A 21,342-nucleotide genomic window follows, 5' to 3' on the forward strand; every position below is an offset into this window, starting at 1 on the left:
GGCTGGTCAGAAGCTGTTGACGATGACGCCGCGGATGTTCTTGCCGGCGAGCATGTCGGCGTAGCCCTGGTTGATCTCGTCGAGGGCGTAGGTGCGGGTGACCAGCTCGTCGAGGCGGAGCCGGCCGGCCTTGTAGAGCGCGCCGAGGCGCGGGATGTCCGAGCGCGGGTTGCAGCCGCCGTACACGGTGCCGAGCAGGGACTTCTCGAAGAGCGAGAACATCTGCAGTCCCAGGACCGGCTTGTCGTCGACATTGCGGGCCATGCCGGTGAGCACCGCGCGTCCGCCCTTGGAGACCAGGTTGACGAAGGGCTGGATCATCCGGCCCTCGACGACGCCGATCGTGCACACGCCGACCTCGGCCATCACGCCCCGGGTGAGGTCGGTGACCAGCGGGAGCGCCTCCTCCATCGAGGCCGCGGTGTGCGTCGCCCCGAGGAGCTTGGCCTGCTCGAGCTTGAACGGGACGGGGTCCACCGCGACGACGTTCTGCGCGCCGCACAGCAGGGCGCCCTGGACGGCGTTGGCGCCGATCCCGCCGATGCCGACCACGACGACGGTGTCGCCGGGCTGCACCCGGCCGATGTTGACGGCCGATCCCCAGCCGGTCGGGACTCCGCAGCCCAGCAGGCAGGCGACCTCGAAGGGCAGCTCGGGGTCGACCCTGATCACCGAGGTCTCGTGGACGACGGTGCGCTCGGCGAAGGTGCCGACCAGCGACAGCGTGCCGACGTCGCGGCCGCGAGCGTGGGCCCGGTAGCCCCCGCTGATCATCGAGCCCTCCATCAGGAACTGGCCGTAGTCGCACAGGTTCGACCGGCCGTTCACGCACCAACGACAGCGGCCGCAGGCGGGCGTGAAGGAGAAGACGACGTGGTCGCCGACAGCGAGGTCGGTGATCCCCGGGCCGACCTGCTCGATCACGCCGGCACCCTCGTGGCCGCCGATGGTCGGCAGTGCGGCGTACCCGTCACCGAGCCGGACGTGGTCGTCGGAGTGACACATCCCGGCCGCCTCGATGCGGACCAGGACCTCGTTCTCCAGGGGCGGGTCGAGCTCGATCTCCTCGACGCTCCAGGGCTGACCCGTCTCCCAGAGGATGGCGGCCTTGGTCTTCATGTGTGACTCCCCTCACAGTGACGCCCGAGGAGCCAATGGAACAAAGTTGGGTTTCAGATGTCAAGGGTTTGACGAACCGCATCTGGCTCAGGCCACCGGCTCGCGGCCCTCCGTGAGCCAGGCTCGGTAGTCGGCGTTGATCGGCTGCGAGGCGTGCAGGCCGCCGTCGACCGCCAGTACCTGACCGGTGATCATCCGCGAGGCGTCGGAGCCGAGGAAGTACACCGCATCGGCGACGTCCTGGGGCTGGGCGACGTCCGGCGTGGCCATCGCGCGCCGGTAGATGATCTCGCCCTGCGGGGTGCCGTAGGTCTCGACGTTGCGGGTCTTCACGACGGCCGGCGCGATCGCGTTGCAGCGCACCCCCTGCTTGCCGTACTGGACCGCGGTCGCCCGGGTCAGCTGGACGACGGCGGCCTTCGAGACGCCGTACGACGTCAGCTGGACCTCGCCGGCCAGGGCGGAGGCCGAGGCGATGTTGACGATGCTGCCGCTGCCCTGTTCGAGCATGGTGGGCAGCACGGCTCGGGTCGTCAGGAAGATCGAGTAGAGGTTGCCGCGCAAGGTCTCGAGGAAGAGTCCGGGCTCGGTGTCGAGCACGGTCCGATCGTGCGCGGTGAGCTCGAGCGAGGCGGCGTTGTTGTGCAGGACGTCGACCCGGCCCCAGCGCGCGCGGACCCGGGCGATCAGGTCGGCCACCTGCTCCGGCTCGCGGACGTCGGTGACGATCGCGTGCGCGTCGCCGCCGCGCTCGCGGACCTCGGCCTCGACCAGGGGCGAGCGCTCGGTGTCGATGTCGGCGATCACGACGGTCGCGCCCGCGCGGGCGAAGGTGTGCGCGGTCGCCTCGCCCATACCATTGGCGCCGCCGGTGATGACGACGACCCGACCGGTCATCTCTGCTGTGGGCATGGACCACTCCTTGTAAACCAAACAATGATGGGCTAAGGATGGTAGCGCGTGTGTCGCGCCTCACATCCCCGGTCCCTTTCAAGGAGTTCCATGACCACCCTCTCCGCGCCCGGATCCACCGCACCTGCGGTCCTCCCGCTCCTGAACCAGGCCTTCGAGATCCGGGGGCGGGTGCTGCGCAACCGCACCGTGACGACGGGGCACAGCATCATGGCGCCCTGGACTCCGGGGATGTCGGCCGATCCCTACATCGAGTACTGCCGCCGCCGGGCGCGCGGGGGCGTCGGCATGCAGATCGTGCAGCCGCTGATCGTCGAGCCCTTCCACGACTGGCCGCGCCCCGTCTTCGATCGGCTGCGAGCGCTCGCCGACGCCATCCACGGCGAGGGCGGCACCTGTGTCATCCAGGTGGTCAGCTTCGGTGGTCAGATCGGCTCGGCGGTGCACCTCGACGAACGGGCGATGTGGTCCTTCGACGGCCGGCAGGACGAGTTCGGTGAGGCGTCGCACCGGATGACCACGGCCGAGGTGCAGCAGATGGTCGACGCGCACGGCCGGCTTGCGCAGGTCGTCATGGAGGCCGGGCTGGACGGGGTGGAGCTGCACGGCGCCCATGGCTATCTGCTGCAGCAGTCGCACAGTCCGTGGGGCAACCGCCGCGAGGACGAGTGGGGCGAGCACCTGCGGTTCGTCCGGGCCGTCATCGACGCGACCCGCGCCGGGCTCGGCGACGGCATCCTCGGCTACCGGGTCTGCGCTGCCGACCTGCTCCGACCGGACGAGGGCGGGTTGAGCGACGAGGCGCTGCGCGCCGTCGCCGCCGAGATCGTGGACACCGGGGAGGTCGACTTCCTCGACTCGAGCATCGGCACCAAGGCGCCGGCCTACTCGCAGCCGGCGGTGGCGTCGTACCGCTATCCCGACGGCTACGAGCTGCAGTACGCCGCCGCGCTGCGCGAGGCGATCGGCGCCCGAATCCCGGTGGTCGGGCTGGGTGGTGTCACCGACCCGGCGATGGCCGAGCGGGCGCTGGCCGGCGGCGTGTGTGACCTGGTCGGGATGACCCGTGCCTACATCTCCGACCCCGATCTCGGCCTGAAGATCATGCGGGGCGAGACCGGGCTGGTGCGCCGGTGCGTGCGCGCGAACGAGTGTGTCAACCGCCGGGTGGACGCCAAGCCGATGGCCTGCTGGCACAACCCGGAGTACGCCCGCGAGGGGGCGTTCGCCCTGCTGGCGCCTGCGGTCCGAAGCAGGCGGGTCGTCGTGGTCGGAGGTGGTCCTGCCGGCCTCCAGGCCGCGCAGGTGGCGGCGACCCGTGGTCACCGGGTGACGCTCCTGGAGGCGAGGCCCGAGCTGGGCGGCCGGCTGCGGCTGGTCGCCGGCACCTCGGCCCGCCGGCTCCTGCACACCGTCGACTTCCTGGCCGCCGAGCTCGAGCGGCTCGGGGTGGAGGTGCGGCTCGGCGAGCCGGCGTCGGTCGCCGCGGTCGCCGCGCTGGCTCCCGACGAGGTCATCCTCGCCACGGGCGCGGCTCCCGACGTGAGCCACCACGGCCTCGATGGGCTGCTCTCCGTCGACGAGGCCATCGACGCCGAGCTGACCGGACCGGTGCTGGTCGTCGACCGGATCGGGGACAACGCCGCGGGCCTCCTGGTCGAGCGGCTGGCGGATGCGGGTGTGGATGTGCACTACGCCACCACCTTCGAGCGCGTGGTCACGAACGCCGGCTACACGCACCGCCTCGACCTCGTCGACCTGTTCCGGCGCTCGGAGCGGGTCACTGTCCATGTGTTGCGGGACCTGGGCGGGGTGGCCGACGGTGTCGCCACGCTGGTCGACCCCGACGGAGTGAACCAGGAGCGGATCCCTGTCGCCACCGTCGTGGCCGCCGTCCACCCGATCCCCGTCGACGGTCTGGCGGCCGCGCTCCGCGAGGAGGGGCTGGCGGTGCATCTCGTCGGCGACGTCGTCGCGCCGCGCGGCGTGGTCGCGGGAACTCGGGAGGCGACTCGGGTCGCCCAGGGCTTGTAAACCAATCACTGTCAGAATAATGTGTGCCGCGTCACGTTCCCGGATCGGTCCCCGATCCGCGCCGACTCGAGCCGGAAGGCAGTGCGCATGCTGAGCATGACCATCGACGGCAAGCCCGTCGACACCATCGACGCCTTCGACGTCGTCAATCCGGCCACGGGCCAGGTGGAGGCCCAGGCCCCGGAGTGCGCGCCGGAGCAGCTCGACCGGGCGATGGCCAGCGCCCAGACCGCGTTCGGGGAATGGCGGCGCGACGACGACGCGCGTCGTACGGCGATGCACGCGCTCGCCGACGCCGTGGACGCGCGCCAGGGCGAGCTGACCGAGCTCCTCGTCCAGGAGACCGGGAAGCCGCTCGGCGTCGCCGCCGGCGAGGTCGCGTCGGCCGCGCCGTGGATCCGCTACTACGCCGACCTCGAGTGGCCGCGCCGGGTGGTCCAGGACGACCCCAGCGCGCTGATCGAGGTGGAGCACCGCCCGCTCGGCGTGGTCGCCGCGATCACCCCGTGGAACGGTCCGGTCGGGATGTGGAGCTGGAAGATCGCCCCGGCGCTGCGCGGCGGGAACACGGTCGTGCTCAAACCGTCGCCGTTCACGCCGCTGGCCACCCTTCTCCTCGGGGAGATCGGTGCCGAGGTGCTGCCGCCGGGCGTCATCAACGTCGTCACCGGCGGCGACGAGCTCGGCAAGGCGATGACCGCGCACCCGACGCCGCGCAAGGTCAGCTTCACCGGCTCGATCGGCGCCGGCCGCTCGGTCGCGGTGAACGCAGCCCAGGACCTCAAGCGGGTCACCCTCGAGCTCGGCGGCAACGACGCCGCCATCGTCCTCGACGACGCGGACCTCGAGCGCACGGTCGGCACGCTGTTCGCGTTCTCGATGTTCAACTGCGGGCAGATCTGCTGCATCCCGAAGCGGATCTTCGTGCCCTCGGGGCGCTACGAGGAGTTCGTGGAGGCCTTCGGCGTCGCCGCCCGCTCGCTCGTCGTCGGTGACCCGATGGACCCGGCCACCGGCATGGGGCCGCTGACCACGCGGCCGCAGTACGAGCGCGTCAGCGCGCTGGTCGACGACGCGATCTCGTCCGGGGCGCGGGTCGTCGCGGGCGGCAAGGCCCTCGACGGCGACGGGTACTTCTTCGGTGCCACGGTCCTGGCCGATGTCGCCGAGGGAGTCCGGATCGTCGACGAGGAGCAGTTCGGGCCGGCCGTCCCGCTGCTGCGCTACGACACCGTCGAGGAGGCGGTGCAGCGCGCCAATGCGACCTGCTACGGGCTCTCGGGGTCGGTCTGGTCGGCCGACGAGGACCGTGCCCGGGGCATCGCCGGGCAGCTGGAGTGCGGTACGGCGTGGGTCAACTGCCATGCCCTGCTGCCCTCCCACGCGCCGTTCTCCGGCGCCAAGCACAGCGGCCTCGGGGTCGCGAACGGTGAGGACGGGCTTCGCTCCTTCACCGAACAGCAAGTCGTCCACACGGCTCGGGCCTGACAGAGAAGAGACCATCCATGTCCATGCGACTCAGCCCCCTGCGCAAGGCGGTCGGTGCGATCGCCGTCCTGGCCCTGCCGCTGTCGCTCGCCGCGTGCGGCGACGACAGCAAGGCCGCCGGCAGCAGCGACGGCCCGATCAAGATCATGACCATCGCGTCCTTCGAGAGCCCGGTCTACTCGGTCCCATGGCTGAAGACCGCGGTCACCGAGGCGGTCGCCAAGCTGAACGCCGACGGGGGCATCGACGGCCGCAAGGTCGAGCTCCTCACCTGCAACGACAAGTTCGACCCCAACGAGGCGACCGCCTGCGCGCAGCGTGCCGTCTCCGAGAAGGTGGTCGCGATCGTCGGCCCGCTCTCGCCGAATATCGGGCCGATCGCCGCCGTGATGAAGCAGGCGCACATCCCGATCATCGGTCCCGGTGGCGCCGACGGCGCCAACGAGACCACCAACGAGATGTCGTACCCGATCAACGCCACGCCGGTCGGCTTCGGCGTCGGAGCCGGACGCCTGGCCGTCGACCGGGGCGGCCCGAACGTGGTCATCGTCCACGGCGACAACGACACGGCCCGGGCCGGTGGCGAGTGGGCCAAGATGGGCATCGACGAGGCCGGTGGCAAGGCGACCATGGTCGCGGCGCCGCTCGGCGCCCCCGACTACGCCGCGGTGGCCGCCAAGGCGATCGACGCCGAGCCGGACGCCGTGACGCTCCAGGGCTCGGGCACCGACATGGGCCGGGTCGTGCTCTCACTGCGCGACGCGGGCTACGACGGCCTGATCACCGGACCCTCCTCGATCGTCACCCCGGGCGTCCTCGAGTCGCTCGGCGACAAGGCGGGCGACATCGTGCTCACCTCGCGCGGCCTCGCGCCGTCGGACACCTCGAACGCCGAGATCAAGGCGTTCAACGACGCCATGCGGGCCGCCGATCCGAAGGTCAACATCGACGACATCGGCCTCAACGGCTGGCTCTCCGTCAAGCTCTTCGCCGCCGTGGCCAAGGACCATGACATCTCCGACGGCGCCTCGGTGATCGACGCCCTCGCCGACATCGACCAGCCGATCAGCCTCGGCGGCGCCTACCCCGACTACCCGGGCATCCAGGACCCGCCGCCGGTCGCGGAGTACCCGCGGGTCGCGTCCTTCCAGGTCGGCACCAGCGCCGTCGTCGACGGCCAGATCGTGCCCGACGGGGACTTCTTCGATGCGTTCTCCGGCTGACACGGGTCGGCGCGTCATCGTGGTCGGCGCCGGCGGCGCCGGCCTGGCGGCCGGTCTCGAGGCGGCCCGGGCCGGCGCCCGGGTCCTGCTCCTGGAGGCGGGCGACCAGGTCGGCGGCGCCACCGCGCGGGCGGGCGGCGTGGTCTACGCGGCCGACACCCCCGTGCAGAAGGCACGCGGCATCGAGGACTCGGTCGACCGCCTGGTGAACTACTACGCCACGGTGAGCCGACACGAGCTGGAGCCGCGGCTGATGCGCCGCTCGGCCGAGGGCACCCGCGAGGTGATCGGCTGGCTCGAGGAGCTCGGGATCAGCTGGGAGCCCGAGCGGCTGTATGTCGCCGGGCTGGAGTTCGACCCGCGCGGACACCTGCCCTCGGGCGACACCCGGGGGCTGGGCCCGGCCGGCGGCGCGATGATCGTCGCCGCGCTGCTGACCGCGGTCGAGGAGCGCCCCGAGGTGGAGATCCGCACCCGCACCCGGGTGGCGGACCTGCTGGTCGAGGACGGCCGGGTCGCCGGTGTGCGCCTGGCCGACGGCACCGAGGAGCGGGCCGACGCCGTCGTCCTCGCCTCCGGCGGGTTCGGCGCCGGCGCGGAGATGCTGGCCGCGCACTGGCCGGAGGCCACCCGGCACGGCGACTGGCACTGGTACCTCGGCCCCGACACGAATGTCGGTGACGGCCTGCGGATGGGCCTCGCCGCCGGCGCCGAGCTCCGGGGCTACGGCGGGACGCTGCTGGAGACGCCCAACTTCGGCCGGCTCAACGACGCCTTCACACCCCCGTGGCTGATCTACGTCAACCAGCGCGGCCATCGGTTCGTGGACGAGACCGACACCTACTGCGTGATGCCGCACGTGATCGCGCGGCAGCCCGGCGGCGTGTGCTGGGCGGTCTTCGACGACGCCGCGCTGCGCAAGGTGGCCGACGGCGGGCACGTCGACCCGTACGGTCTCGGCGTCGACCTCGAGTCGAACTGGACCGGTGCGATGCTGCGCCGCCAGATCGACGCGGGCGTCGTGAGGACCGGCGCGACCCTGGCCGAGCTCGCGGAGGGCACGGGGATCGCCGCGGACGGCCTCGCCGCGACGGTCGAGCTCTGGAACGCCGACGTCGCCGCCGGGCGCGACAGCGTCTTCGACAAGAGCGGCGAGCTGGTCGCCGTCGAGAGCGGCCCGTTCTACGCCGTGGAGCTGCGCCCCGCCATCATCGGGATCACCTTCGGCGGGCTCCGGATCGACGACGCCGCGCGGGTCCTGGACACCGCGGGACGCCCGATCCCGGGGCTGCACGCGGCCGGTGAGGTCGCCGGCGGCCTGGACGCCGACGTGTACGCCGGCGGCGGCACCTCGATCGGCAACGCCCTGGTCTTCGGCCGGGTGGCGGCGCGGACCGCCGTCGGCGTGGCGGCGCCGGCGTGAGCGCGCCGACCGAGCGGAGCCCGCGCGAGGTCGCTGACCGGCTCGCGATCTACGAGCTCTACGCGCGGTACGCGCAGGCGGCCGACCTCGAGGACGGCGCGGCGTACGCCTCCTGCTTCACCGAGGACGGCTGGACCGACATCTCCTCCTTCGGGCACACCGCCGCGTCCTTCCGGGAGCGTGGGCTGAACTGCCTGGACGAGACGGGGAAGGTGCGGGGCCGGGCGAACCTGACGGCGGTGGCGACCAAGCGGCCCGGCCAGCCGCTCTACCGCCACCTGACGATGAACGCGCACGTGTCGTCCTACGAGGGAGACCGGGCGCTCGGGTCGGCGTACTTCGTGGTCCTGTCGCCGGACGGCGCGATCCACCAGTTCGGCCGCTACGAGGACGTCATCGTGCGTGATGTCGACGGCGCCTGGCGGTTCGCGGAGCGGATGGACCTGGCCGCCTACAACTCCGGCAGCACGCTCTGAGCGATCGGCCCCCGAAGCACGGGAGCCGGTGTCCCGAACGGGACACCGGCTCCCGTGCTTCGTAGGCGAGCGGTCAGGCGCCGCGACGCACCGGCAGGTTGGTGAGCCCGTACGTCGTGAAGTGGGTCCGCGGGGTGACGCCGTCGGCCAGCTCCAGGTCGGGGAAGTGGTCGAGGATGTAGTCCACGGCCACGGTCATCTCCAGCTTGGCCAGTGCCTCGCCGATGCAGCGGTGCCGGCCGAAGCCGAAGGTGAGGTGCCCGTGCACGCCGGGACGGTCCGGGTCGAACACGTCGGGGTCGGCGAACTTCTCCGGGTCGTAGTTGCCCGCGCCGAAGGTCAGCATGACCTTCTCGCCGGGCGAGATCGCCACGCCCCGGACCTCGGCGGGCCGGCGGGCGGTGCGACCCATGTTCCACACCGGCGGGTTGATCCGCAGCGACTCGTCGATGACGGCGCCGACCCGGTCGCGGTCGTCCTGGAGCGAGGCGAGGAGACCGGGCTCGGCGAGCAGCCGGTGCACGGTGTTGGTGATCCCGTCGACGGTGGTGCCGTGGCCGGCGACGATGAACACGATGCACAGGCCGAGCAGCTCGTCGTCGCTGAGGGGACGCCCGTCGACCTCGGCCTGCATGATCTCGCCGAGCACGTCGGTGGCGGGCTTGCCGCGGCGAGCGGCGACCTCCTCGCGCACGACGTCCTCGACCGCCTTCGCGGCCCGCTGGGCCCGCTCGGGGTGGGCAGTGTCGCCGGTCGAGGCCATCCACTCCTCGGTGATCGAGGAGATGTAGGCCCAGTCCTGGGTGAAGCCGAGCACCGCGGAGATGACGGAGGTGGGGATCCGGCGGGCGACCTCGGAGAGGTCGCCGGAGCCGCGCTCGGCGAGGTCGGCGAACGCCTCGGTGACGATCCGCTCGACGATCGGGCGGTAGGTCGCGACCGTCTTGGGAGTGAAGTACGGGACCAGGAACCGGCGCCAGGTGGTGTGCATCGGCGGGTCGACCTCGGCGAGCGGCAGCATCACCGACTTCCCGGTCGACGGGATGGTGTGTCCCTCCTCGACGGTGTAGGTCTCCCAGTCGTTGGCGGCGGCGGTGATGTCGGTGTACTTGGTCAGCATCCAGAAGCCGCCGACGGCGTCGCTCCAGGCGACCGGCTCGGTCTCCTGGACCTGCTTGAGGGTGGCGAACAGGTGCGGTGCCAGCGTCGGGTCGGTGTTGTCCAGGAAGTAGGAGTGCTCCGGGTGCCGCCCGGCGGCTTGGGTCTGGGTCATCGTGTCCTCGTCGCTAGCAGGAATCAAACATCGTTAGTCTACTGTGGCGCCGGTCACGCCGACAAGGAGTCGTCGGCGTGGGTCCGCAGCCGTTGCGCCACCCGGAGCCGGGCGGCGTCGTCCAGCTCGTACGGCGTCACGATCGCGAACCGGTCGACCAGGTCGCCGTACCGCTGCCAGAGCAGGTCGGCGGCCTGGTCCGGCTCGCCGACTGCGGCGAACTCGTGCAGCACCTCGTCGGGCACCGCGGCCGCCATGGCGGCCCAGTCGCCGGCGCGGGACAGCTCGTGCAGACGGCCGCCCAGGTCGCCCCAGCCGTGGCACTCCAGCACCGGCCGGTACGCCGGCGTGGAGGCGTAGAACGCGACCTGCGCCCGGACCGCGGCCGTCGCCGCCTCGATCTGCTCGGGCGAGCCGCCGGTCGCCACGAACGGACCGCCGACGATCTCGAAGGCCGCCACGTCGGAGCGGGCGCGGCCACGTTCGATCGCGGGCAGAGTGGCCTCGCGCAGGTATCTCTCGGTGAGGAAGCTGTGGCAGAGCATGCCGTCCCCGACCTCGCCCGCGGTCTCGGCCATCACGTCGCCGACGGCGGCGACGACCACCGGCGGGGCACCGTGGCCGTGGTCGTCGGGGACGAACATCGGGGTCATCAGCGTGTGGGTGTAGAACTCGCCGTCGAAGGACAGTCGGCCGCCGGTCTCCCAGGCGTCCCAGATCGCGCGCAGGGCCAGCACGTACTCCCGCATCCGCGCGGCCGGTCGGCTCCAGGGCATCGAGAACCGCCGGGTGACGTGCGCCTTGACCTGGGTGCCGAGGCCCAGGGCGAACCGTCCGTGCGAGAGGGCCTGCAGGTCGTGGGCCAGGTGGGCGGTGTTCATCGGGTTGCGGGCGAAGGCCACGGCGATGCCGGTGCCGAGTCCGATCGACCGGGTGGCGAGCGCGGCCGCGGTGAGCTGGAGGAATGGGTCGTGCCCGATCTCGCTGGCCCAGATCCGGTCGTAGCCGGCCGCCTCCGCGACACTGGCCGCGAGGCTCGGATCCCCGCCCCGCAGGGGCAGGGCGGTGTCGACGCCTACCCGCTCAGCCACGACCGACCTCCTCCACGCCGCCCCGCGACGGCGGTGGCACGTGGGCGCCGCCGCCGATGGCGCGGGACACCTCGTCGGCCGTCGCCGTCAGGGTGTCCGCGATCGCCAGGATCTCGGTGCTGTCGAGGTGCTGGGTGAAGCCGCGGAGCATCAGTCCGAGCGCCACCCCGCCGTCCGCGCCGAAGACGGGCGCCATCAGCATCCGCACGTCGTACGTCGCGCCGCGCTCGAGCTCGAGGTCGAACAGTCCGCCGTCCAGGCGCTGCATCGCGGTCGCGATCGACGCCTGCTCGTCGTGGGCGAACAGCCGGCTCACCGAGCGCTCCAGCTGGTCGTAGTGAACGTCGCCGATGGCGATCGCCCAGCCCCGCCGGCGGACCCGGTCGAGCGCTGCGATGCCCTGGCCGCGGGCTGGCTCGGCAGCCGGCAGCCAGGCGTCGGTCGCCGCCTCGTCCCAGGCGATGAAGACCGAGCCGACCGGGAACACGAAGGGGGTGCGGTAGCCGACCACGGTCGGCACGTAGTCGCCGCCCGGGCTGTCGGCGACGGCGAGGCTGACCGTGTGACCGGCCACGTCGCCGACCGCGATCACCTCGGCCCGGACCTCCTGGGCCAGCTGCTCCATGGCGTGCCTGGCCAGTCCGGCGAGCCGGATCGGCTCGATCAGGTCGCGCTCGGGCGCGGCGACGAGGGACGGGGCGCTGAAGCCGCCGTACCCACCGCGGAAGAAGACCAGCGGGGTGGTGGGGCGCAGCTCCGAGAGCTGCTCGACCTGCCCGATCACGATCAGGTGGTCGCCGGCCTCGTGCTCCTGCACGGTGGTGCAGTCGATCCAGGCCAGTGCGCCCGCGATGATCGGCGCACCCGACGGGGCCGGATGCCAGTCGATCTCGGCGAACTTGTCGGCGCCCTTGGTCGCCATCGTCCGGCAGACGTCCTCCTGGTCGGCGCCCAGGATGCTGACGCAGAACCGGCCGGCCCGCGCGATCGCGGGGTAGGTGCTGGAGCTGCGGGCCGGCATGAACTCGACCAGCGGAGGGTCGAGCGACACCGACCCGAACGAGCCGACGGCCATCCCGACCGGGGTGCCGCTCTCGTCGAGCGCGGTCACGACCGCGACGCCGGTGGGGAACCGGCCGAGCACGTCGCGGAAGTGGCGTGAGTCGTGGGCCGGGGGAGTGGTGGTGCTCGTCATGGTTCACCTCACGGGGAAACGGCAGTGGGATAAACCTAACAGAGTTTGATTCTCTTTCCCATGGCTTTCGACGACCGGCTCCAAGTCCCTTGTCCCACTAATCCAACAGCGTTAGAGTGAGGCGCCGCCCGAGCGAACCACGGGCGGGAACCGCGAGGAAGGGATCGACGTGGAAGCGACCTGGCAGCAGCTGTGCGCCCGTCTGGGGACGAAGTACCCGATCATGCAGGACGGGATGGGGCCGTCGCCGACGACGTCGCTCGCGACGGCGGTCTCCGCCGCCGGCGGCCTCGGATCGGTGTCGACGCCCGGGCTGCTCACGCCCGAGGCGGAGCTGCGCAAGAAGCTGCGTGACCGGATGGAGCAGGTCGCGGTCAACGGCGCCGGCTCCTTCGCCGTCAACGTGCCCGTCGGCACGCTCGAGTCCGGCGAGATGCTCCCGGCCTCCGAGGCGTGCATCGACGAGGCGATCCGGGTGAAGCTGGCGGGCGGCCCGACCAGTGACCACTTCCGGGCGATCACGACCAGCGCGGGCTTCCCGGGCGCGTTCACCGAGCGGATCAAGGAGGCCGGCCTGCTGCACATCCACAAGGCAGGCTCGGTCCGGCACGCGGTCAAGGCCGCCGAGGCCGGCGTCGACGTCGTGATCGCGTCCGGCTACGAGATGGGCGGGCACACCCACCTGAACCCGGTCTCGACCATGGTCCTGGCCGCGCAGGCGGTCAAGGAGCTCGACGTGCCGGTCATCGTCTCCGGCGGCATCCACGACGGCTACGGCCTGGCCGCGATGCTCGCGATGGGTGCGGCCGGGGTGGCGATGGGCACCCGCTTCATCGCCACCGAGGAGCACGAGTGGCACCACAACTACAAGCAGTTCATCGTCGACGCCGGCGAGTGGCAGGACATGACCTACCCCGGCTACTACGCGCCGAGCCGTGGCCTGAAGAACAAGGCCCTCCTCGAGGACCTGCCGGCCAAGAAGGCCTCGGGCGTCAGCATCGACGAGCTCAACCAGTGGAAGGAGGACCGCGGCTACGACGCCCAGATGGAGGGCGATGTCGAGAACGGCATCGTCGTGGCCGGCCAGGTCTCCGCCGCGATCCACGACATCGTCCCCGTGGCGGTGCTGCTCGAGCGGATGATGGACGAGGCGATCGGACTGCTCGAGGTGACCGCGGCCTCGCTGCCGGCGCTGAAGGCCGCCCGGGCCTGACCGGTACGCCGAGCTAGGCCGACGGGAGGGCCGTGGCCAGTCCGTCGGCCGCCCGGGGGCCGGGGGTGAAGCGGACCGGCACCGTGGTCCAGCCGTTGACCAGCGGGATGGTCGGACGATGCGTGAGGCCGGCGCGGTCGACGGCGAAGTCGGGCATCCGGTCGAGCAGCGCACGAGTGACCGTGACCAGCTCGGCCTTCGCGAGGTAGGCGCCGACGCAGCGGTGGATGCCGTACCCGAACGCCAGGTGCCTGTGGGTGTTGGCGCGGGCCGGGTCGACCCGCTCGGCGTCAGGGAAGACGCTCTCGTCGCGGTTGCCGGAGCCGATCCCGAGGAAGACCCGGTCGCCGGGTCGCAGCGGGCTGCCGGCGATCTCGGTCGGGGCGACCACGGTGCGGGCGGCGCCGGTGCCGGGGGTGTAGAGCCGGAGCAGCTCGTCGGTCACGGGGTCGATCGCGTCGGGGTCGTCGAGGAGCAGGCGGCGCAGGTCCGGGTCGCCGTCGAGGTGGACGACGACATTGCTGATCTGGGCGGTCGTCGTGTCGACGCCGCCGGTGAGGAGCATGAAGACCAGCTCGGCGACCAGGTCGTCGTCGATCGGGGCGCCGTCGACCTCGGCCTCGAGGAGCGCCGTGCAGACGCCGGCCGGCCCGCTGCCGGCTGCGCGCCACTGCCCGACGAGGTCGCGCATCTCCTGCATGACGGCGACGATCGCGCGTGCGGAGCCCTTCTGGTGGCTCACGCCGAGGTGCAGGGCGTGCGCGTAGTGCTCCCAGCGCTCCAGCGGCAGGCCGAGCAGGTCGACGATCACCAGCGGCGGCAGCATCGCGCCGAGGTCGCCGACCACGTCCATCCGGCCGGACTCGATCACCCGGTCGAGGACCCAGTCGACGATGTGGTCGAGGCGGGGCTGGTACTCCCGCACCGTCCGGGCGGAGAAGTACGGCGCGATCAGCCGCCGGTAGTCGAGCGACCGGGGCGGGTCCATCTCCATCATCCCGAGCCGGGACGCCGTGACGGGAACCGTCGCGCCGCCGACCACCTGGCCGTCGAACTCGAGCTCGCGACCGGAGGCGAAGGTCTCCGGCTCCTGCAGGATCCGCCGGATGTCGTCGTACCCGGCGACGGCGTGGAAGCCGCCGTGCCGGGGCGAGTGGACCACCGGGCAGCCGCCCTCGCGCATCGCCCGGTAGACCTCGGGCCAGTGCTCCGCGAACTCGGGGGTGTGGTGGTCGAAGGGCTCGGCGCCCGGAGGCTCGATCGGCGTCGGGGAGGGCTGGATCATGGGGCTCTCGTCTCTCGTGGTTCGGTCAGTCCGCGGGGCGCACGCGCGGCGCGGTGAGCTGCGGCAGATCGCCGAGGTCGGTGCCTTCGCGCGGACCCGGTGGGTAGGTCATGGTCATGGAGTAGAAGCCGTTGGTGAGCGGGATCCGCTCGTAGGCGTGCTGGCCCGTGATGGCGTACTCCGGGGTCCGGCGCAGCACCTCACCGAGGAACATCTCGGCGTTCGCGGCGGCGAGCAGCGCGCCCGGGCACCGGTGGACGCCGCCGCCGAACGCGAGGTGCGGGTTGGGGGAGCGGGTCACGTCCGCGACGCCGGCGTCGGGGAACACGGCCTCGTCGTAGTTGGCCGACGCATAGGACAGCAGCACCCGGTCGCCCGGCACGAAGCGGTGTCCGCCCACCTCGACCTCCTGGACGACGGTGCGCGCCAGGCCGGGCGAGGGCGCGTGGAAGCGCATCATCTCGTCGACCGCCGTGGGCAGCAGGGCCGGGTCGGCGGCCACCCGGGCGCGGTCCCCGGGGTGCTCGTGGAGGTGCTGCAGCATGTGCGCGATGGTGGCGATCGTGGTGCCCTCGCCGCCGAGCAGCAGCATGTTGGCCAGCTCGGTCGCCCAGTCCACGCTCAGTCGCTCACCGTCGACGACGGCCTCGTTGAGCCCGGCGATCAGGCCGGACAGGGGCTCCCGGCGCTGTCGCTCCACCTCGGCGCGGACGTCCTCGCGCATCCACAGCGCGCCCTCGGCCCGGTCCTCGGTCTGGCGCACCATCCGCTCCGCGACGTCGGCGTACGCCGCCCATCGCTCGAGCGGGATGCCGAGCAGGTCGAGGATCACGATCGCCTGGAACGGGCCGGCGAGGTCGGCGACGATGTCGCACTCGCCCTTCTCGATGACGCGATCGATGGCCCAGGTCGCGATCTGGCCGATCCGCTCCCGGCCGCGCTCGATCGCCTGGCGGGTGAACCACGGAGTCAGCAGCCGGCGGTACTTGAGGTGCTCGGGTGGGTCCATCTCCAAGATGCCGACGCGGACCGGCTGGTGCGGGATGGCCACGCCGAGGCCGCGGTCGGTGCCGTCCTCGTGCCAGGAGCGCTCGGAGGAGAACGCCTGGTGGTTGCGCAGCGCGGCCGTGACGTCGGCGTGGCGGGTCAGCACGTAGTAGCCGCCGTGCCGCTCGGAGCGGATCACCGGCTGGTCCCGTCGAGCGTCGGCGTAGATCTCGCGCCAGCGCGCGGCATGGGCCTGCGTGGTGTGGTCGAACATCTCGGCTGTCATCGCACCGCCCTGCGCTCGGAGGCTGGAAAACCAATCAACATTTGTTTTAGGATGCTAGGCAGGCCGGGTGACCGTGTCAACGATGCCGGCCGGACAGGAGACGCAGATGGAGTCGCTGGACGGACGGGTCGCGGTGGTCACCGGAGCCTCCCGCGGGATCGGGCTGGGCATCGCCCGCCGCCTCCACGAGCGCGGCGCCGCTGTCGTGCTGTGCGCGCGGTCGGCGGACGCCGTCGCGGCCGCGGCCCGCGAGCTCGACCCGACCGGCGCCACGGCGATCGGCGCGGCGGTGCACGTCTCCGACGAGGACGCCGCGGCCGCGCTCCTCGCGCGGGTGCGCGAGCAGTTCGGCGGTCTCGACGTGCTGGTCAACAACGCCGCCGCCAACCCGCACTTCGGCCCGACGGCCGGCGTCGACCGCGGCCGGTGGCAGAAGATCCTCGACGTCAACCTCTGGGCGCCGTTGCGCTGGACCCAGCTCGCCGTCGAGGCGGGACTCGGGGCCGAGCGGCCGGGCGCCGTGCTGATGGTGTCGTCGAACCTGGCCCAGACCCCCGGCAGCCCCTCCGGCGTCTACGGCATGAGCAAGGCGGCCCTCGACTACCTCACCTCCCAGCTCGCCGTCGAGCTCGCGCCGCGGGTCCGGGTCAACGGGATCGCCCCCGGCGTCGTCGACACGAGCTTCGCGGCGCCCCTGGTGGCCCACGGCGTCCAGGTGTACGGCAGTTGGCCGGTGCCGCGCTTCGGCCAGCCGGAGGACATCGCCGCCGCCGCGGAGCTGCTCGTGGGCCCGGGCGGCTCGTGGATCACCGGCCAGGTCCTCACCGTCGACGGCGGCGCCCTGCTGGGTGGCGACGAGTTCTCTGCCCTGGACCGCGCGTCCGGCCGCACCCCCGATCGACAGGAGACCGCCCGATGAGCACGAGCCTGCCGGCCAGCCGGACGTCGGTGTCGGTCCACGACCTCGGGGAGGGCATCGCCGAGGTGCGCCTCGACGAGCCGGACCGGTTCAACACGCTCGAGGCGGTGCTGGTCGAGGACCTGCATGCCGTCCTCGGCGAGCTCGCCGCGCGGACCGACGTCCGGGTCGTGGTGCTCACCGGGGCCGGGAAGCACTTCTGCGCCGGGGCGAACTTGCACGGCCACGGTGCCGCCCCGGGTGGCGACGGCTCACGAGCGGTGCCGGACTGGATGTCCGTGCAGGAGCACATCGCCTCGCTGGTGACCCGGCTCCGGTCGCTGCGGATGCCCGTGATCGCGGCCGTCCAGGGCGCGGCGACCGGCGGCGGCTTCGCGCTGGCCCTCGCCAGCGACATCCGGGTCTGCAGCGACGACGCGCGGTTCAACGCCGCATTCGTCAAGATCGGCCTGTCCGCCTGCGACGTCGGCGTCAGCTGGGTGCTGCCGCGGCTGGTCGGCGCCAGCCGGGCCTTCGAGATCATGCTCACCGGTCGCTTCGTCCCGGCCGAGGAGGCCGACCGGATCGGCCTGGTGTCGCGCGTGGTGCCGCGTGCCGAGCTGCTCGACGCGGCGATGGAGGTCGCCCGTGCGATCGCCGAGCACACGCCGTTCGGCGTGCGGATGACCAAGCAGGTGATGTGGTCGGAGCTGGAGATCCCCAGCCAGGCCGCCGGTCTCGACCTGGAGAACCGCACCCAGGTGGCGGCGGCCTACACCGAGGACCACCGGGAGGCGGTCGCCGCCTTCCTCGAGAAACGGCCGGCGTCGTACCGGAACCGCTGAGGCCCGGCCGCTCGGCTCAGAGCTCGAGCGCCGCGGCCACCCGGCGCCACTGCGCGAGCGGTGGGACCTGCGGGTCGGCCCCGAGGACCTGGACGCAGACGTGGTCCGCTCCCGCGTCGTGGTGGGCGCGGACCCGGGCGGCGATCTGCTCCGGCTCGCCCCAGGCGACCAGGGCGTCGACCAGGCGGTCGCTGCCGTCGTCGCTGACGTCCGCGTCGGTGAATCCCGCGCGCAGCCAGCTGTTCACGTAGTTCGGCAGGGCCAGGTACGGCGCCAGCGCGGCCCGCGCGAGCTCGCGGGCGCGGGCCGGGTCGGTCTCCAGGACCACGCCCTGCTCGGGCAGCAGCCGGGCGTCGGGGCCGAGCTGCCAGCGCAGGACGCCGGTCTGGTCGGGCGTGACCAGGTAGGGGTGCGAGCCCAAGGTGCGCTCCTCGGCCAGTTGCAGCATCCGGGGGCCGAGCGCGCCGAGGACCCGGGCGCCGGCGGGCGGCGCGCCGGCTGCGTCGAGCTCGTCGAGGTAGCCGCGCATCCGCTGCAGCGGCCGGTCGTAGTGGCCGAGGGCGTAGCGCTCGACCGCGGGGCCGTGGCTGACACCGAGGCCGAGCACGAAGCGGCCGGGGTGGCGCTCCTCGAGCCCGGACCAGGCGGCCGCGGCCTGCGCTGCCGTGCTCACCCAGATGCTGGCGATCCCGGTCGCGACGGTCAGGGACCGGGTGGCGTTGAGCAGCACCTCGGCGGGCTCGAAGACCCGGCGCAGGCCGCCGGGATACCACAGGGCGGCGTACCCGAGCTGCTCCAGCTCGGCCGCGGCGTCGGCGACCGGCGCCGGGTCGAGGCGGAAGTGCCCGGCCCAGACGCCGACCGATCGGGCGCCGGGGGCGAAACCGCTCACGCGACCGGCTCGAAGGTCGCGTGGTCGCGGGTGCGTGCCGCGAAGCCGGCGACCTGGGTGCCGACCATGGCGAACTGGCCGAGCACGTCGGGGTCGATGCACCGGCCCTCGTGGAAGATGCCGCGTCGGGCCACCACGGCGGCGCCGTACGGCGTCGGGAACCCGCGCAGCGCGTGCGCGACGGTGCGCAGCTGGTCGAGCACGGCCACGGCGGCCTGGTTGCCGTAGGCCACCGAGATGCAGCCCACCGGGAGGCCGTCGAGATAGGGCCGCGGGTCGCCGGCGAGGTCCTCGGCGTAGTCCAGCGCGTTCTTGACCAGGCCCGAGATCGAGCCGTGGTAGCCGGGACTGGCGACGATGACGCCGTCGGCGGCGCGCAGCGCGTCGACCAGCCGGGCGGCCTGGGCCGTCCGGGTCGTGTGCTGCTCGTAGAACGGGATGGTGATGTCGTGCGCGGACAGGCAGAGCGTGCGGGCGCCGGCGGCCTCGGCCGCGGCGAGGGCGGCGCGCAGGCCGGTCTCCGAGCTCGACGCGGCCCGCATCGTGCCGCCGATGCCGACGACCAGGGGACGCGGGTCTGGGGCAGCTGACATGGCGCTAAACTTAACAATGATTGGTTGAGCCGTAAACCTCGGCCCGAGGCTGGGCGCGAGCCGGTCGCGGTCAGCGCACCGCCATGGTGCCCTCGTCGCGCCGTACGACGGCCCACATCAAGATGGCGGCGCCTGCCGTGGCGGCGAGCATCACCACGGCCATCGCGACACCGTCGGCCCCGCCGAGGCCGACCGCCGGCGCGACCGCGCTGCCGATGACGAACTGGGTGAACCCCATCAGCGCGGCGGCGGTCCCCGCTCGGTGGCCCTGGCGGGCCAGGGCCAGGGCCTGGCTGTTGGGCATGCTCAGTCCGTAGCCGGCGACGGAGACGCCGAGCGCGGCGACCACCCAGCCGAAGGGGGCGTCGGCCGACAGCAGGACGAGCAGGGTGCCGGCGCTGAGCACGCCCGCGCTCGTGGCCACGATGAGGACCCGGGCCGGTCCGAAGGCCCGGATCAGCCGCGGGTTGAGCTGGGCGAGCACGGTCAGCCCGACGGCGTTGGCCGCGAACATCAGCCCGGACTGCTGCTCGCTCAGGCCGAAGCGGTCCTGGAACAGGAAGGAGGCGCCGCTGACGTAGCAGAACAGCGTGCTGAACATCAGCCCGCCGACCAGGATCAGGCTCAGGTAGCCGCGGTCGCGCAACAGCTCGCCGTACGACGCGCGGGTGGCGGTCAGTCCCGCCGGCGCCCGCCGCGACGTGGGCAGCGTCTCGGGGAAGGCCATCAGCGCGAGGGCGAGCAGGGCCACGCCGAGCGCGGCGAGCACCAGGAAGACGTTCGGCCAGTCCGCGTGCGCGATCACGATCCCGCCGGCCGCGGGCGCGATGACGGGGGCGACGCCGATGACGAGGAACATCCGCGACATCACCCGGGCGTAGTCGCCACCGGCGAACAGGTCGCGCACGGTCGCCATCGACACCACCGTCACGGCCGCGCAGGACAGCCCCTGGAGCACGCGGACGCCGGCGAGCACGGTCGCGTCGGCGGCCAGGTAGCAGAGCAGGGAGGCGCCGACGTGACAGCTCAGGCCGACCAGGACGGGCGTGCGCCGCCCCACGACGTCGGCGAGCGGACCCACCAGCAGCTGTCCGACCGCCAGTCCGACGAGCATCCCGGTGAGCGAGAGCTGCACGTGCGAGGGGGTGGTGCCCAGGTCGGCTGCCATCCGCGGCAGGGCCGGCAGGTACATGTCCATGCTGAACGGCGCCAGTGCCATCAAGGTGGCGACCACGGCCAGCACCGGGGCCGTACGGTGCCCCGCCGGCGTGGTGAGTCCGGTGAGCGGGGTCTCGGCGGCGGTCATCGCACTCCCTGTCGTCGGTAGGGGCGATCGGCGCGCCGGACGGGCGCCAACCAACGCCGATCGAATAAGGTACGCCGACGACGTCGTCGTCCTCGGAGGAAGGAGAGTCGCAGATGGCACGACCGAAGGTCCCGCTGATCTCGCGCCGCAAGGCGCTCGAGGCTGCGCTCGAGATCGCTGACACCGAGGGGCTGAACGCGTTGAGCATCCGGCGCCTCGGCGAGGCGCTGAACGTCAACGGCGCCTCGCTGTACCACCACTTCCGCAACAAGGAGGAGATCCTCGTCGGCGTCACGCACCTCGCGCTCGCCGACGTGGCCGCCCCGCGGACGGAGGGCGAGAGCTGGCGGGTCTGGCTGCCGCTGAACGCCTATCGCACTCGTGAGGCGCTGGTCTCCCATCCCGAGCTGATCCCGATCATGCTGCGGCGCGCGCCCCTGGGCATCGGCTCGGCGGAGGTCGAGGCGAGCGTGACCCGCCTGCAGGACGAGGGCGTCCCGCTGCCGATGATCGTGCCGCTCATGGAGAGCCTCGAGCTGCTGGCCATCAGCAGCGCCCTGCAGGAGGTCGGCAACGCCGGCGGGGCCGCCGACGAGGAGTCCGGTCAGTCGGAGACGCCTGCGCTGGACGCGGCCCTGAAGGCGCGTGGCATGTCGTCCACGGAGCTGTTCGAGGTGATGGCCAACTCGATGATCTCGATCGTCGAGGGAGCGGTGCAGCTCAAGGAGACCCGCCGCGCCTCCAAGCGGCGCAAGTCCTGACCCGGGCGCCGGACGGGTCCTGGTCACCGCTCGGCCTCGGTG

19 protein-coding genes are annotated in these 21,342 nt (G+C 72.5%); 9 read left to right on the top strand and 10 right to left on the bottom strand.

What is annotated here, in order from left to right; all coding sequences use genetic code 11:
• Positions 1 to 6: 6 nt before the first annotated feature.
• Complete coding sequence (locus tag FIV44_RS18240) at positions 7 to 1,119, bottom strand: NDMA-dependent alcohol dehydrogenase (RefSeq protein ID WP_141005684.1); 1,113 nt, start codon at positions 1,117 to 1,119, stop codon at positions 7 to 9.
• 87 nt (positions 1,120 to 1,206) lie between these two features.
• Positions 1,207 to 2,031 (bottom strand): SDR family NAD(P)-dependent oxidoreductase, encoded by an 825-nt coding sequence (locus FIV44_RS18245; protein WP_141005685.1) that lies wholly within the window; start codon positions 2,029 to 2,031, stop codon positions 1,207 to 1,209.
• 90 nt (positions 2,032 to 2,121) lie between these two features.
• Between FIV44_RS18245 and FIV44_RS18250 the strand changes: the two genes are divergently transcribed.
• The 5 genes from FIV44_RS18250 (at position 2,122) to FIV44_RS18270 (ending at position 8,675) form a co-directional block, all read left to right on the top strand.
• On the top strand, positions 2,122 to 4,065 hold the full coding sequence (locus FIV44_RS18250) for an oxidoreductase (RefSeq protein WP_141005686.1): 1,944 nt from the start codon (positions 2,122 to 2,124) through the stop codon (positions 4,063 to 4,065).
• A gap of 87 nt (positions 4,066 to 4,152) precedes the next feature.
• Complete coding sequence (locus FIV44_RS18255) at positions 4,153 to 5,553, top strand: aldehyde dehydrogenase family protein (RefSeq protein ID WP_141005687.1); 1,401 nt, start codon at positions 4,153 to 4,155, stop codon at positions 5,551 to 5,553.
• A gap of 23 nt (positions 5,554 to 5,576) precedes the next feature.
• Positions 5,577 to 6,776: an ABC transporter substrate-binding protein gene (locus FIV44_RS18260; protein WP_181410682.1), complete on the top strand. Its 1,200-nt coding sequence runs from the start codon at positions 5,577 to 5,579 to the stop codon at positions 6,774 to 6,776.
• A complete protein-coding gene (locus FIV44_RS18265) occupies positions 6,760 to 8,199 on the top strand; it encodes an FAD-dependent oxidoreductase (protein ID WP_141005689.1) in 1,440 nt (479 codons plus the stop codon). The genes FIV44_RS18260 and FIV44_RS18265 overlap by 17 nt, the downstream gene beginning before the upstream one ends.
• Positions 8,196 to 8,675: a nuclear transport factor 2 family protein gene (locus FIV44_RS18270; protein WP_141005690.1), complete on the top strand. Its 480-nt coding sequence runs from the start codon at positions 8,196 to 8,198 to the stop codon at positions 8,673 to 8,675. Before FIV44_RS18265 ends, FIV44_RS18270 begins: the two co-directional genes overlap by 4 nt.
• Positions 8,676 to 8,748: 73 nt before the next feature.
• On the opposite strand, the gene FIV44_RS18275 is transcribed toward FIV44_RS18270, so the two are convergent.
• From FIV44_RS18275 to FIV44_RS18285, 3 genes are read right to left on the bottom strand one after another with little or no spacing between them, the layout of a single operon-like run.
• The gene (locus FIV44_RS18275; protein WP_141005691.1) at positions 8,749 to 9,948 is read right to left on the bottom strand and encodes a cytochrome P450; all 1,200 of its coding nucleotides are present in this window, start codon (positions 9,946 to 9,948) and stop codon (positions 8,749 to 8,751) included.
• Between the two features lie 53 nt (positions 9,949 to 10,001).
• A complete protein-coding gene (locus FIV44_RS18280; protein ID WP_219996074.1) occupies positions 10,002 to 11,039 on the bottom strand; it encodes a TIGR03617 family F420-dependent LLM class oxidoreductase in 1,038 nt (345 codons plus the stop codon).
• The gene (locus FIV44_RS18285; RefSeq protein WP_141005692.1) at positions 11,032 to 12,234 is read right to left on the bottom strand and encodes a flavin reductase; all 1,203 of its coding nucleotides are present in this window, start codon (positions 12,232 to 12,234) and stop codon (positions 11,032 to 11,034) included. Before FIV44_RS18285 ends, FIV44_RS18280 begins: the two co-directional genes overlap by 8 nt.
• Before the next feature lie 169 nt (positions 12,235 to 12,403).
• Here FIV44_RS18285 and FIV44_RS18290 point away from each other — a divergent pair, with 169 nt between their 5' ends.
• Positions 12,404 to 13,447, top strand: a complete 1,044-nt coding sequence (locus tag FIV44_RS18290; RefSeq protein WP_219996075.1) for an NAD(P)H-dependent flavin oxidoreductase — start codon at positions 12,404 to 12,406, stop codon at positions 13,445 to 13,447.
• Between the two features lie 13 nt (positions 13,448 to 13,460).
• On the opposite strand, the gene FIV44_RS18295 is transcribed toward FIV44_RS18290, so the two are convergent.
• Both FIV44_RS18295 and FIV44_RS18300 read right to left on the bottom strand, forming a co-directional pair.
• Positions 13,461 to 14,732, bottom strand: coding sequence for a cytochrome P450 (locus FIV44_RS18295; RefSeq protein WP_141005693.1), 1,272 nt, complete (start codon positions 14,730 to 14,732; stop codon positions 13,461 to 13,463).
• Positions 14,733 to 14,757: 25 nt separating this feature from the next.
• Positions 14,758 to 16,005 (bottom strand): cytochrome P450, encoded by a 1,248-nt coding sequence (locus FIV44_RS18300; protein WP_141005694.1) that lies wholly within the window; start codon positions 16,003 to 16,005, stop codon positions 14,758 to 14,760.
• A gap of 106 nt (positions 16,006 to 16,111) precedes the next feature.
• Between FIV44_RS18300 and FIV44_RS18305 the strand changes: the two genes are divergently transcribed.
• Complete coding sequence (locus FIV44_RS18305) at positions 16,112 to 16,924, top strand: glucose 1-dehydrogenase (protein ID WP_141005695.1); 813 nt, start codon at positions 16,112 to 16,114, stop codon at positions 16,922 to 16,924.
• Positions 16,921 to 17,748 carry an enoyl-CoA hydratase/isomerase family protein gene (locus tag FIV44_RS18310; protein ID WP_141005696.1) on the top strand — a complete coding sequence of 276 codons (828 nt, stop codon included), beginning with the start codon at positions 16,921 to 16,923 and terminating at the stop codon, positions 17,746 to 17,748. The genes FIV44_RS18305 and FIV44_RS18310 overlap by 4 nt, the downstream gene beginning before the upstream one ends.
• A 16-nt stretch (positions 17,749 to 17,764) precedes the next feature.
• Here FIV44_RS18310 and FIV44_RS18315 read toward each other — a convergent pair whose 3' ends face one another.
• The 3 genes from FIV44_RS18315 to FIV44_RS18325 all read right to left on the bottom strand — a co-directional run bounded on the left by FIV44_RS18315 (position 17,765) and on the right by FIV44_RS18325 (position 20,539).
• Positions 17,765 to 18,640 (bottom strand): TIGR03620 family F420-dependent LLM class oxidoreductase, encoded by an 876-nt coding sequence (locus FIV44_RS18315; protein ID WP_141005697.1) that lies wholly within the window; start codon positions 18,638 to 18,640, stop codon positions 17,765 to 17,767.
• Complete coding sequence (locus FIV44_RS18320; RefSeq protein ID WP_141005698.1) at positions 18,637 to 19,233, bottom strand: NADPH-dependent FMN reductase; 597 nt, start codon at positions 19,231 to 19,233, stop codon at positions 18,637 to 18,639. The genes FIV44_RS18315 and FIV44_RS18320 overlap by 4 nt, the downstream gene beginning before the upstream one ends.
• Positions 19,234 to 19,303: 70 nt before the next feature.
• Entirely contained in the window at positions 19,304 to 20,539 is a 1,236-nt protein-coding gene (locus FIV44_RS18325; RefSeq protein ID WP_141005699.1) for a multidrug effflux MFS transporter, read from the bottom strand.
• Positions 20,540 to 20,652: 113 nt separating this feature from the next.
• On the opposite strand from FIV44_RS18325, the gene FIV44_RS18330 reads away from it, so the two are divergent.
• Positions 20,653 to 21,300: a TetR/AcrR family transcriptional regulator gene (locus FIV44_RS18330; RefSeq protein WP_141005700.1), complete on the top strand. Its 648-nt coding sequence runs from the start codon at positions 20,653 to 20,655 to the stop codon at positions 21,298 to 21,300.
• Positions 21,301 to 21,342: the final 42 nt, after the last annotated feature.

Origin of the sequence: Nocardioides humi, assembly GCF_006494775.1 — a bacterium.
Lineage (GTDB): Bacteria > Actinomycetota > Actinomycetes > Propionibacteriales > Nocardioidaceae > Nocardioides > Nocardioides humi.